Below are 12,848 nucleotides of genomic sequence, written 5' to 3'. Positions count from 1 at the left end.
CATGATGATGAATCCTATCAAGAAACTGACGTTGACTGCCATGATAACGGCTATAACGACACTGACCAGTTCATTTATTTTCATCCCTGCAGGATTTGCAAAGGTCTTTCCTATTCAGCATCTGTCAAATGTCCTCACGGCCGTTCTATTGGGGCCTGCTTATGCTGTGACACAAGCTTTCCTAGTTTCCATCATTAGAAACATGTCTGGTACCGGTTCAATATTCGCCTTTCCCGGGAGCATGTTCGGTGCACTTTTGGCTGCCATCCTTTATCGAAAAACACAAAGCTTAAAATTCGCTTGTTTAGGTGAAGTGATCGGGACCGGCATTCTCGGTTCCATGGCCTGTTATCCACTTGCCATCCTCCTATTAGGAGAAAAAGCTGCTCTTTTTGGTTTTTTACCGGCTTTTATGCTCAGTTCATTCGCAGGTGCGATTCTAGCTTTCATATTACTTAAAATACTTCTAAAAAATAATTATATGAAGGGGTTTTTTTATGAAAACAGCATTAACCATCGCCGGCTCTGATTCAGGAGGCGGTGCTGGAATACAAGCGGATTTAAAAACATTTTCTGCACATGGGGTTTTTGGAATGTCTGCCATAACAGCCGTAACCGCACAAAATACAATGGAAGTCCGTTCAGTACAGCCAATTGAAACAGCTATCATATCGGACCAAATTGCAGCTATATTTGAAGATATTCCTGTCGATGCAGTAAAAATAGGCATGCTTGGATCAAAAGAAATCGTGGAAACAGTCGCTGCGTCCCTTAAAACCTTCATGCCTGCCATCGTTATCCTTGACCCTGTCATGATTTCCAAAAGCGGCCACCATTTGCTCGACGAAAAGGCTGTCTCCGCCTTAAAAATGGACTTACTTCCGTTTGCAACACTTGTAACACCAAATGTACCGGAAGCGGAAGTGCTTACTGGCTTGTCGATTCGAACGAAACAAGATTTCTACAAGGCATGCATTTCAATACAAGAAATGGGTCCCAAAGCCGTTTTACTTAAAGGGGGCCATGCAGCGGGAAATCCAAATGATCTTTATTATGATGGGACTGACTTCCACTGGATCAAGGGAGAGCGCATACATACAAAAAACACTCATGGTACGGGCTGTACCTTATCATCCGCCATTACATCAAACCTGGCAAATGGACTGCCCTTGCAAGAGTCGATCGAACAGGCCAAGACTTATATTTCTGAAGCGATACGCAATAGTTTTTCAATCGGTAAAGGTCATGGTCCTGTCCATCATTTTCATTCATATTCAAAAAAAGAACGGAGTGACTTAATATGAAGGTTTCCGCAGCCGATTTATTCGTGAAGGTAAAAGAAAGAAAACCACTCGTCCACCAAATCACCAACTTTGTTACGGTCAACGACTGTGCAAATGCCACCCTTGCCATCGGTGGTTCACCAGTGATGACATCGAGCCCAAGAGAAGTGGCGGATATGGTTAAATTAGCGGATGCATTGGTCCTGAATTTCGGTACGATCGATGATAAAGCCTTGGAAGCAATGGAGATTGCCGGTAAGACGGCAAATGACCTGGATATCCCGGTCATTTTGGACCCGGTGGGAGTTGGTGCCACCGCCTATCGATCAGAGCAAGTGAAAGAGCTCCTAAGTAAGGTTACTTTCCAAATCATTCGCGGCAATGCAAGTGAGATCCTTTCATTGATGGGTGGGGATACCGTTACTCGCGGGGTGGATTCGGAGGAGCTTGCGGTCAGCAATGCAGACCTGGCTGCTCGAGCCGCAAATAAATTGAATTGCATCGTCGTGGTCAGCGGAGCGAAGGATGCGGTCAGCGATGGAAAACGTACGTCCATCATCGATAACGGGAACCTGCTATTAACTAATGTTACAGGTACCGGTTGTATGTCCACTGCTCTTATCGGCACTTTTTCCGGAGTCACCGATGATTTCTATTCTGCGGCGATTGCCGGTATCTCAACCATGAGCATTTCAGGGGAACTAGCTGCCAAAAACCTTCAAGAGGATGAAGGAACAGGAACGTTTCGTGTGCGATTAATCGATGCAATATCAAGAATGGATAAGGAAATCTGGATGCATGAGGTGAAAATAAATGAAGAAGTCCCAAATTGATTTAAGCCTGTATTTAGTTACGGAAGAGTCCCTGGCAATAGAAGAATTGACCAAAATCATTTCAGAATCGGTTTCAGGAGGAGTCTCGATCGTACAGCTTAGAGAGAAAAATAATTCCTCCCTCTCCTTTTATAATAAAGCTTCTGCATTAAAACAGTTATTGAACGAGCTGTCCATTCCCCTTATCATCAATGACCGGGTGGATATAGCACTTGCTGTTGCAGCGGATGGAATTCATATTGGGCAAGATGACCTTCCACTGCCTGCCGTCAAAAAAATGGTTCCTGAAGATATGATCGTCGGTGTATCTGTTTCCAATCTTGAAGAGGCTCTAGAAGCCGAACGAAATGGAGCAGATTATATCGGAGTCGGTTCCGTTTTCCCAACAAAGACCAAACAAGATGCAACCTTAATGGCAATTGGGGATCTGGAGGAAATTTGCCGCAGCGTATCAATTCCCGCCGTAGCCATCGGGGGTATCACGGCCGATAACATTTCCTCCCTTTCTGCTAGCGGGCTGTCAGGTACCGCAGTCGTATCAGCCATCATGAATGCAGAAAGTCCTAAGACTGCCTCCGAATCCCTTATAAAAATCATAAAGGACTTTAAATAACAAAAGGATGGGGACTGAATACAGCCCCCATTTTTTTGTTTATGTCAAAACAGTATTCTTTGTTTCCTTCCCAAAAGCTACGGCAACTGCCCCCACTAAAATAGCAATTGTGAAAATGGTGAAAATCGATGAAATCGGGGTGCCGGCAGCAACTAAATACCCTACAAGCAACGGTCCCAGGACACCGCCGATCCTGCCGATCCCTGCGGCTAAACCAGCACCTGTACCACGAACTGCTGTGGGATACTGCTCAGGAGTATACGCATAAAGCGCACCCCATGCCCCTAGGTTGAAGAAAGATAGGAACATTCCGGAAACTATCAGCAGTGCCAGCCCCTCTGCAGACCCAAAGAAAAAAGCACTGACTGCCGTTCCAATTAAGTATGTGATCAAAACGAATTTACGTCCAAACTTCTCTATCAGCCATGCAGCTGAAAAATAGCCCGGAAGCTGTGCAAGCGTCATGATCAATACATATTCAAAGCTTTGGATCATGCTGAACCCTTTTAGGACCATCACACTTGGCAGCCATAAAAACATCCCATAATAAGAAAAGACCACGCAAAACCATAGCACCCACAACACAAGGGTCTGACGGGAGTATTCCTTTTTCCAGACACTTTTCATATTGCTTAATACAGATGGTCTCTGCTTTTTTTCAAGTTCCGTATACTTCGGTGAATCCGGCAGTTTCAAGCGCAGATACAGCGCATATAAAGCGGGTACGGCGCTCAATAACAATGCAACCCGCCAACCATAAGCCGGTATGATGAAATAAGATATGAGCGCTGCCAAAATCCAGCCAACCGCCCAAAAACTTTCAAGAAGGACGACGACCCTTCCCCTTTTACTCGCTTCAACACTTTCAGAGACCAATGTCGAGGCAACCGGAAGTTCCCCTCCAAGTCCCATTCCAATCAAAAATCGCAATATCAAGAACAAGCTGAGTGTACTGACTGCTGCAGACAGGCCACTTGCGATTGAAAACAATAATAATGTAATGATAAAGACATTCTTCCGTCCGACCCTGTCGGCCATCGCACCAAAGAATACGGCTCCAACAGCCATTCCTATGGAGTTTATGCTCCCAATCCAGCCAACCTGCTCACTGGTTAAGTTCCAGTCCTGTCTTAAAGCTACTATAATGAAAGAAAGCATACCGACATCAAGTGCATCGAACATCCATCCAAGACCCGCAACACCAAGTAACTTACGCTGCGATATCATTTTCGCATCATTTCCCATATATTCCTCCTGAAGAACTTTAGACCTTCTTGTTATTTTATCCTTATTCATTTTAACTATTAACTTTCATTTTTGCTATAGTAAATACACATGTCATGACAAAAAAATACTTCATTTTTAAAATGATGAAGAAACCTTGGATATTCTGTCGAATGTTATAGATTGAATATTCCCTTTTTTTCATTTATCATAAAAATTGGCATAGATCATAGCGTTAACAATAAGTCATCATGTTTTGCCCAAGATAACCATTTTATTCAGGAGGGTAATTAATGACAAATCTAACGTTAGAAGTAAGTGGAAAGCTGCAAAAATTTTTAACAGGACCAAAAAAGCTCTATATTAATGGCCAGTTTGTAGAAAGTGCTTCAAAAAAAACCTTCTCCACTCCTAATCCTGCTACAGGACAAAAACTTGCCGATGTTTATGAAGCTGATAAAGAAGATATCGACTTAGCCGTCAAAGCTGCACGCAAAGCATTCGATGAAGGTCCTTGGTCAAGGATGAGCGCAGCTGCACGCAGTAGGCTTATGTATAAACTAGCCGATTTAATGGAAGAAAATAAAACTGAACTAGCTCAATTGGAAACGTTGGATAATGGGAAACCAATCAATGAAACGACCAATGCCGACATTCCTTTAGCGATAGAACATATGAGATATTTTGCTGGCTGGTCCACCAAGATTGTCGGGCAGACCATTCCGGTAAGCGGAAATTATTTTAACTATACAAAACACGAGGCTGTTGGGGTTGTCGGCCAAATCATCCCATGGAACTTTCCGCTTCTTATGGCGATGTGGAAACTGGGAGCGGCACTCGCTACAGGTTGCACGGTCATATTAAAGCCTGCTGAGCAAACACCGCTTTCCGCTCTTTACCTTGCTGAATTAATAGATGAAGCCGGTTTCCCTGATGGTGTCGTCAATATCGTTCCCGGTTTTGGTGAAACCGCCGGACAAGCACTTGTCGACCATCCGCAAGTAAATAAAATTGCATTTACCGGTTCGACCGAAGTTGGAAAATTGATCATGCGCTCCGCTTCATATTCATTGAAACGGGTCACATTGGAACTTGGAGGGAAATCGCCAAACATCATCCTGCCTGATGCTGATTTCTCAAAAGCCATCCCTGGAGCTTTGAATGGGGTCATGTTTAACCAAGGTCAGGTATGCTGTGCCGGTTCAAGGGTTTATATTCAAAAGAAACATTATGATAATGTTGTTGCCGATATGGCCAGCCATGCAAAAAACATCAAACAAGGGATAGGTCTGGATCCAAGTACACAAATTGGACCGCTTGTTTCCGAGGAGCAGCAAAATCGGGTAATGGGTTATATAGAAAAAGGGAAAAACGAGGGTGCGGAAGTTCTTGTCGGCGGAAATAAACCGGGTGAACAAGGCTACTTTGTTTCTCCTACTATATTCGCTGGTGTTGAAGAGGATATGACGATTGCCAAAGAAGAGATTTTCGGACCTGTCATAGCGGCAATGCCATTCGAGGATTTAGATGATGTCATTAACCGTGCAAATGCCAGTGAATATGGATTGGCTGCCGGCTTATGGACAAGCGATATAGCCAATGCCCATTATGTTGCAGGAAAACTCCGTGCAGGTACAGTATGGGTGAACTGTTATAACGCGTTCGACGCAGCTTCCCCGTTCGGCGGCTACAAACAATCCGGAATCGGACGTGAAATGGGTTCTTATGCACTGGACAACTATTCTGAAGTGAAAAGCGTCTGGATTAATTTGGGCAAGTGATTTTTTGACTATTAAGAAAGAGGGTCTCAAAGAGGCCCTCTTTCTTTCAGTCCAATGATCCACTGTACAGAATCCTTGAATTATTCAACTATTCAAACCTTTTCAATAGTCTTTCCTTCTTTAGTTTTGGTAAAATGCAAGATAGACAAAATAGCTGCTGGAGCCTGAGCGAACTTATGTTGCAAATGAACCCTTCGTATACTATTAATTTTTACATCAGAGTAAAAAGTTTCTTTTTTATATCACAATAAGTACAATTATAAATGTAGAAAATGGAAAAGGAGTTTTGAATGATGAGTGATTTTCAAACGAATTTAGAAAAATATGCAGAACTTGCCGTAAAAGTCGGCGTAAACATCCAACAAGATCAAACCCTGGTCGTAAATACAACATTAGAGGGCGCTGACCTTGTGCGTCTCATTGTAAGAAAGGCATATGAGAACGGTGCGCGCAATGTCATCGTTAATTGGAATGATGATATTGTTTCACGCACCAAATATGAACTGGCTCCGGATGAGGTGTTCCACGAATATCCAAAGTGGCGCGCAGAAGAAACGATCGAACTTGCAGAAAACGGAGCTGCCTATCTATCCGTCATCTCCTCCAGCCCTGACTTATTAAAAGGTGTAAAGCCTGAAAGGATTGCCAACTTCCAAAAAGCATCAGGGACGGCACTTAAGAAGTGGCGTCAGTATATGCAATCCGATAAAGTAAGCTGGTCCATAGTTGCGGTCCCTTCAAAGGCTTGGGCTGATAAAGTATTCCCTGAAGAAGCAGAAGGAAAACGTGTTGATCTGCTATGGGAAGCCATTTTCAAAGCAGTTCGTGTTGATGTTAAGGATCCTGTAGATGCCTGGAAAAAACACGATGATACCCTGCATGAAAAGGTTGATTACTTAAATGATAAGCATTACCAAAAATTGCATTACACGGCTCCTGGAACCGATTTGACTATCGAGTTACCCGACAAACATCTTTGGGTCGGGGCAGGAAGCGTTAACGTACAGGGTCATGAATTCATGGCTAACATGCCAACCGAAGAAGTGTTTACAGTTCCATTGAAAACAGGCGTTAACGGTACGGTTTCCAGTACGAAACCACTTAGTTACGGCGGAAACATCATCAATAATTTTTCCGTGACGTTTAAGGAAGGACGAATCATTGAAGTAAAAGCCGAAGAAGGGGAAGAAATCCTAAAGCAATTGGTTGAAACGGATGAAGGTTCACACTACCTTGGGGAAGTGGCACTTGTTCCATTCAACTCACCGATTTCTCAATCGAATGTTTTATTCTTCAATACATTATTCGATGAAAATGCATCAAACCATCTCGCTATCGGCAGCTCCTATGCTTTCTGTATTGAAGGCGGAAAAAATATGAGTCCAGAAGAGCTTGCAGAAAATGGACTCAATGAAAGCCTTACACATGTCGATTTCATGATTGGATCGGAGAAAATGAACATCGACGGCATCAAACAGGACGGCACTTCCGAACCTGTCTTCCGTAATGGGGATTGGGCGTTTTAAGAAGAGCTTTGATCTATTAGGGTTTTGAACGTCTAAAACCTTGAGTGTTCAACAGAAATGGTCACTATTCATCAGCCGCGTGTTTCTGCATACTAGGAAGCACGTGGCTATTGATATAACGTAATTTTGAATAGTTGTATAACCAATCCGCTTTGAAAATATTCTATATTACCAAGTCTAGGGTTAATACAACATTTATTAAAGCTAATATAAGTTTTGATATGTACTACCGCTACATTCAATTTCATTTGAATCGACAAATCTTGAATAAATTGATCAAATGGTAATTTAATCGGATCAACTCCAGCTAGAAATTCACTAAGATAATGTTCCGCTTCCTACTTAACATTCCTGTATTAGTAAAATTGATAAAACCACCAATCTTAAAGACTGGTGGTTTTTGTGTATTTATAAAAAAGACAAAGTATTTTAAATCAAAAATACTTTGTCCCCCAATTAATATCCTAGAATAAACGGATGAACACGGCAACTCCGGTTCGCCCGAAGTCAAGGTTCAATACTTGTACAAATCTATTTCGAAGTAAACAACGTACAGCAGCTCTGTAGGAATCACCAGGATCTAAATTGTTAGCACAAGGAGCAGCACTTCCAATCGTTGTAGCTTGTACAATTGTACGCTGAGCTAAAGGTATTAACGTAGCTCTTTCCCAAAGAATCGTAACTACATCAACAGATCTAGAACCAGAATCAGACATATAATTCACCTCTTTTCATTGTTAATATATTAAATGCAATTTCAGACAGCATGGTTCGTTCTTTTGTCATGCTACACACAAAAAAGGCAAATTTATTATCTAATTATTCAAGAAAAATTCTAGCAACTTATTCAAAAGGAAACGAGCGCCAATAGGGAAATCCAGGAACACTTTGAAATCCACTAAGTCGTCGAAGCCACTGCCCAGATTGTTGAGCAATAATCTGAAGCCGAGCTGCGAATGAAACTTGGCAGTACATCTGTCAAAGGACTCTTAACTGATTCCGGAGATAGCTTCCATTCAAGGAAATTAATAGGAAGTATGTATTAATGATAGAAACTGATACAATTCATTTCGATAAAGGTTTTCGCCGATTGAATTTCATAGCCCTGATGATTTAATGGAGATTGTGGGGCGGATTAGTAAGAAGGTTTAGGTAATTAGGGGTTGTGAATGAGAATGTGATGTTATCAAGACGTTTAACTTAGTGACCGCATTTGAAACCCAAAAACATGCGTTATTAAAGGAGTTGTGACCAGCTTAGTGACCAAAAATGTGACCGCTCCTGTAATGAAATAAATAATACTAAAAAGTCGGTCTGAAAGTTCGTGATTTAAGGTTTCCATTCATTTAATACAAAAAGAAGTTCCAAAAATAAATGGAACTTCTTTTTTATATGAATTTTAAGGTCGTTTGAATAAGCCAATAAATTGATAGTAATCAGTTCGTATAAACCTATTAAATAGCTTCCGTTTTTTCGTAGCCAATTTGCCATATAATCTTTCAAAATCTGGATGGGACGTAATCATATAAACGGTCCAATTATCAAGCTTAGCGAAAGCTTGACCCATTTCTTTATACATTTGCTCTACCGCTTTCTGCTCCCCAATCCGCTCACCATATGGAGGATTCTCACCAGATTATTTCTTTGCCAATTGCTTCTTATTTATACTATGGCTTTGGATAAACAAAAAGGAATACAAATAAGCCTCCCTCTAAGATTGGAAGATCTTATTATAACTGTACTTTCTCTGGTAACACAGTGGTCACATGCGATCACAAAAAAGTAGTTTTTCCTAATTTTTCTATTTTTATCCTTTTAATCTTCGGAACCTGGCTTCCGTAATGGGGATTGGGCGTTTTAAATAAAGTGTTGTTATAGAGGGGTTTTGAAGGTCTAAAACCTTGAGTGGTCACAAAAATGGTCACATTTCTTTAATTTTAAACAAATTATCAAGTTCATCAGCCACGTGTTTCTGCATACTAGGAAGCACGTGGCTACACTTGTCTAGCGTAATCTGAATGGATGTATGTCCAACTCGCTCTGAGATGACCTTTACATTCACATTTTGTTTGATTAACATCGTAACATGTGTATGCCTTAAATCATGAAAACGAATTGTAGGTAACCCTAGCTTTATTGCTAAGTTTTCAACATCATCATTTAACCTAAAAACCCTGATCCTGAATTTTGTTAGGGAGATTGTACCGCCGAATATTTCCTCTTTTTCATTATTTTTACCTTGCCTAATAGAATTTACTCAATATTAAAAGACCTTGTCAGCATTACTCTATGACAAGGTCTTTAAGAACCACATTTACTTATTATAGGTTCAATCTTATGTATTTAAATACCAAAACAATCTCTATTTGAATTCTTTAATGAAATAGATATTCAACAATCGACAAGTCTTGGCTTACTAATTCTATCTTTAAAAAAAGACTAGGTTTTAATGTTTCTAGGTAAATAATCATTTTTTACACAGCTTGAATCAAATTAAAGTTACTTAGCCGATTCTTGTTCATAATCGATATTGTATTCTTTGGCAAGATTCTTCATCTCTACATGGTACTCAGTTATCACTTTTTTATATTCTTGCCCTTTGGCATTTGATTGATTTATTAGTTCCGTATCCTTTTTTTCCAAGCCCTCTTTTTCAAGCACTAAAGCATCATAATATATACCTGTAGCTTCTTCAATTTTAGCTTTTAAAGGTTTTAATTCTTCAACTTCTACAACTAGTGTTTTTGCTTTATTTACTGCTTTTTGGTAGGTCGGTATAACCTTGTTTGCAAGTACCTCATATAATTCTTCATCATTATGATAATTATCACCCGATACAGTTGATAATACTTGATTTGCTTCTGTTTCATAACTTACTATTTCTTGTATATCCTTGTTTATAAAATTAACAATTTCTTGTTGTTTATCCTCAAATGATTGCTTGTTTCCATTTGATGTGGCTTCAGTTTTAGTCTTTTCTTTTTCGGATTGATTTTCCAAAGAAGAGTTCTCACTACAACCTACAAGTAACAAAGAAATTGTAAATATGATTAATATGAATTTTTTCAAAAGTACCTGTCCTCTCTTAGTTCTAAGATTTTATTAAAGCTGGATCGTTTTTTATAAATGCGTCCCGACGTTTTAAGTATCCCTTCTTTTGGATCAATTTTATGATGCTCATCATTAAAAGTCCAACGAAGATTCCCGAAAGTGCATACCATTTCACAATAAAAAGCAAAACTATATATACAAAAAAGGCTATAAAAAATAAAGAATACACTAAGAACATCATTGCGTTAAAAACTTGCAATTGATATATTCTATTAATTTCCTTTTTTGAGGTTGTTTCGTTCTTTTTTAATTGCGCTAAATACTGAAACTCTAATTTTACTATTTGGTATGGTTCTATGAACCAATTAATGATTTTTTTCATCTGAATGTTTCCTTAAATCTAGTGACTTTAGCTTTTCTTTCATTAGCTTTTCACCCTCAGATTCGAATCCCTTAAAAATCACTTGTTTTATTTGTTCATGATTAAAAAAAACGTTACTTTCATCAGAAATGTGGCCTTGAGGATAGGGGCAAGCTACATACTCCCATACACTATCTTTTTCAGCTTGTTGTTGCATTCTTCCATAAACCATTAATGGTTGTGAAAATATATCAAGCAAAACTATTGTCCCTATTGGTAACAATTCATTTCCTTTATCAATAATTAAAGAATTAACCTCTTTTGTCATTAATAAATAGCTCCTTTCAAACTAATTATTTTTATTCTTTTTCAAAACTTAATCCAAGCTTAATTCCTATCAATAATCGAAGGTCAAGTACAATTTCTTTCCCAATCTTAGCCTCGCCACCTGCTCCGAATGCTGAAGCACCAGCTGTTCCCTTTATTGTATAGTCTGTAAAAGGAAGTGGAAAGATTCCTGAAACTTCACCTTCAGCTACTGCCGCTTTTGCCCCAAACCCGATAGAACTATTATCTATTCCAGCGTAAGCATTCGCTTTAAGAATTTCCCCTTTAGCTTCTACCCCGGTACTGCCTACGTAATCAATTTCCTTATCAAGCTGCGATTTCACTTTTGCATTATAAACGGCTCCACCAGCTTTTACAACAGGAAGAATACTTTTACCGCCTACACTGGCTTGAGCCTCCGCCATTCCAATATCTTGGTTAAAACTGCTATCAATTATGCTTGTGTCATGTTCTACGCTAACATGGATTCCCGTTAATGAGCTGCTTCCACCAATTTGATCACTACCGTTTTTCACACCTTCAAACCCAGACCAATCATTCTCTGTTTTACCTACCGAAGCTTCTATTCCTTTCTTATCTGTAGTATACCTTTATAGTTGTCATAGCTTTCTGACCCTCCGCATTTAAAAATTACAAAGCGTTAAGAGTATATTAAACCTCTTTTTAATGAAGCATATAAATACGCCTAAAAAAATTGTTAGTTCCAATCAATCTCTCTATGTAAAAACCTGCCCAATTGCTCCTTTTATTCAGACGATTTCACACATATTTTCCCTTTTCTTAATCACCAACAGGGTTGAGCTTTTGTCCAGCAAACTGAATGACATGTCATCCCCCCCTTTATGAAGATTCCTCTTGTTTCGGACAGCCTCCCCCATAAAGAGAATATGACTCATTCGCTTCGCCAATCCCTCAAAAGTCGCTAAAAACTCTTCCGGGTCATACAAAAAAGCCTTCGCTTTTCTACAGTAATTGATAAATGAAATATACTTCCGAAAACTGACTCTCCATAATCCAAACTGTGACATCCATTCCTTGTTCAAGCAAAAAAAAACGCAATCCGCCCTTCTCCTTCTGCAATCGCTAAAACATCACACTTTAACTTCCTCTTTATATCATTCAAAATAATGAAAGCCTGATGATTTTACACACCTCATATATCATTGGAATATCTTGAACACATCTTTCATTGCCAAATATGTTATACTATTATTAAAGAGGGTGGCTAAATTGAAAAGCAATAAGTATAATACTGGTGAAACAGTAACTATTCAGGATACTAATGAATCAGTAACCATTAATAAATGGGCATATGTAAAAAACATGAAAAGATATTCTTATACTGTTAAAGAACATCCGACTACTTTTTTCTTTGAAGAAGAATTAAAAAAAGCTTAATGACAAGTCACTAAAAACCTACTCAGTCAGAGTGGGATTTTTTTTGCTTTCATTTTATAGCACAATAAAAAACAGACTCCCATCGAGGAAGTCTGTTCATATAGGTTACGATTTAATTTAAAAATTAAGCTTTTTGAACGTTAGCAGCTTGAGCTCCACGTGCACCTTGCTCAACTTCGAAAGTTACTTTTTGACCTTCGTCTAAAGATTTGAAGCCTTCGCTTTGGATAGCTGAGAAATGTACGAATACATCGTCTCCGTTTTCGCGTTCGATAAATCCAAAACCTTTTTCTGCATTAAACCATTTAACTGTACCTTGTTCCATTGTTGTTGCCTCCTAGTGCATAACACACATTGTATTACTATTTTTAATCATTTGGAAAATAACGAGTATCCTCTTCCACAACCAAAAACAATTCTTTATTAGATT

Annotated in this window: 15 protein-coding genes and 1 pseudogene; 7 read left to right on the top strand and 9 right to left on the bottom strand. The window is 39.3% G+C overall.

From position 1 onward, the window contains the following. The first annotated feature begins 7 nt into the window (after positions 1-7). The 4 genes from thiW to thiE are packed head-to-tail and all read left to right on the top strand — an operon-like array spanning position 8 to position 2,729. Positions 8-529: an energy coupling factor transporter S component ThiW gene (thiW, locus tag ACWF5P_RS16045; RefSeq protein ID WP_434169630.1), complete on the top strand. Its 522-nt coding sequence runs from the start codon at positions 8-10 to the stop codon at positions 527-529. Then, complete coding sequence (gene thiD / locus ACWF5P_RS16040) at positions 498-1,304, top strand: bifunctional hydroxymethylpyrimidine kinase/phosphomethylpyrimidine kinase (RefSeq protein WP_101224040.1); 807 nt, start codon at positions 498-500, stop codon at positions 1,302-1,304. The genes thiW and thiD overlap by 32 nt, the downstream gene beginning before the upstream one ends. Next, the gene (gene thiM / locus ACWF5P_RS16035; RefSeq protein ID WP_434168963.1) at positions 1,301-2,116 is read left to right on the top strand and encodes a hydroxyethylthiazole kinase; all 816 of its coding nucleotides are present in this window, start codon (positions 1,301-1,303) and stop codon (positions 2,114-2,116) included. The genes thiD and thiM overlap by 4 nt, the downstream gene beginning before the upstream one ends. Then, entirely contained in the window at positions 2,097-2,729 is a 633-nt protein-coding gene (thiE, locus tag ACWF5P_RS16030; RefSeq protein ID WP_434168962.1) for a thiamine phosphate synthase, read from the top strand. Before thiM ends, thiE begins: the two co-directional genes overlap by 20 nt. Before the next feature lie 39 nt (positions 2,730-2,768). Here thiE and ACWF5P_RS16025 read toward each other — a convergent pair whose 3' ends face one another. Further along, a complete protein-coding gene (locus tag ACWF5P_RS16025; RefSeq protein WP_101224043.1) occupies positions 2,769-3,974 on the bottom strand; it encodes an MFS transporter in 1,206 nt (401 codons plus the stop codon). A gap of 272 nt (positions 3,975-4,246) precedes the next feature. On the opposite strand from ACWF5P_RS16025, the gene ACWF5P_RS16020 reads away from it, so the two are divergent. Together ACWF5P_RS16020 and ACWF5P_RS16015 are read left to right on the top strand one after the other, a co-directional pair. After that, a complete protein-coding gene (locus tag ACWF5P_RS16020; protein ID WP_101224044.1) occupies positions 4,247-5,734 on the top strand; it encodes an aldehyde dehydrogenase family protein in 1,488 nt (495 codons plus the stop codon). A gap of 293 nt (positions 5,735-6,027) precedes the next feature. Beyond that, positions 6,028-7,260, top strand: a complete 1,233-nt coding sequence (locus tag ACWF5P_RS16015) for an aminopeptidase (protein ID WP_452445071.1) — start codon at positions 6,028-6,030, stop codon at positions 7,258-7,260. 464 nt (positions 7,261-7,724) lie between these two features. Here ACWF5P_RS16015 and ACWF5P_RS16010 read toward each other — a convergent pair whose 3' ends face one another. The 7 genes and pseudogenes from ACWF5P_RS16010 to ACWF5P_RS15980 form a co-directional block, all read right to left on the bottom strand. After that, positions 7,725-7,976, bottom strand: coding sequence for a hypothetical protein (locus ACWF5P_RS16010; RefSeq protein ID WP_057278949.1), 252 nt, complete (start codon positions 7,974-7,976; stop codon positions 7,725-7,727). 683 nt (positions 7,977-8,659) lie between these two features. Beyond that, a pseudogene (locus tag ACWF5P_RS16005) lies at positions 8,660-8,887 on the bottom strand (class I SAM-dependent RNA methyltransferase); the annotation flags it as partial. A gap of 294 nt (positions 8,888-9,181) precedes the next feature. Further along, positions 9,182-9,508: a tyrosine-type recombinase/integrase gene (locus ACWF5P_RS16000; RefSeq protein ID WP_434169628.1), complete on the bottom strand. Its 327-nt coding sequence runs from the start codon at positions 9,506-9,508 to the stop codon at positions 9,182-9,184. Positions 9,509-9,759: 251 nt separating this feature from the next. Then, complete coding sequence (locus ACWF5P_RS15995; protein WP_434168961.1) at positions 9,760-10,329, bottom strand: hypothetical protein; 570 nt, start codon at positions 10,327-10,329, stop codon at positions 9,760-9,762. A gap of 22 nt (positions 10,330-10,351) precedes the next feature. After that, the gene (locus tag ACWF5P_RS15990; RefSeq protein ID WP_148357100.1) at positions 10,352-10,693 is read right to left on the bottom strand and encodes a hypothetical protein; all 342 of its coding nucleotides are present in this window, start codon (positions 10,691-10,693) and stop codon (positions 10,352-10,354) included. Next, a complete protein-coding gene (locus tag ACWF5P_RS15985; RefSeq protein ID WP_434168960.1) occupies positions 10,677-11,000 on the bottom strand; it encodes a DUF4176 domain-containing protein in 324 nt (107 codons plus the stop codon). Before ACWF5P_RS15985 ends, ACWF5P_RS15990 begins: the two co-directional genes overlap by 17 nt. A 31-nt stretch (positions 11,001-11,031) precedes the next feature. Next, on the bottom strand, positions 11,032-11,535 hold the full coding sequence (locus ACWF5P_RS15980) for a hypothetical protein (RefSeq protein WP_452445070.1): 504 nt from the start codon (positions 11,533-11,535) through the stop codon (positions 11,032-11,034). Positions 11,536-12,250: 715 nt separating this feature from the next. Here ACWF5P_RS15980 and ACWF5P_RS15975 point away from each other — a divergent pair. Beyond that, positions 12,251-12,418, top strand: coding sequence for a hypothetical protein (locus ACWF5P_RS15975; protein ID WP_164855016.1), 168 nt, complete (start codon positions 12,251-12,253; stop codon positions 12,416-12,418). Between the two features lie 124 nt (positions 12,419-12,542). On the opposite strand, the gene cspC is transcribed toward ACWF5P_RS15975, so the two are convergent. Next, positions 12,543-12,743 (bottom strand): cold shock protein CspC, encoded by a 201-nt coding sequence (gene cspC / locus ACWF5P_RS15970; RefSeq protein ID WP_034314312.1) that lies wholly within the window; start codon positions 12,741-12,743, stop codon positions 12,543-12,545. Positions 12,744-12,848: the final 105 nt, after the last annotated feature.

Source organism: Peribacillus sp. NPDC055009, assembly GCF_053608705.1.
This window is presented reverse-complemented; position numbering and strand designations above follow the sequence as displayed.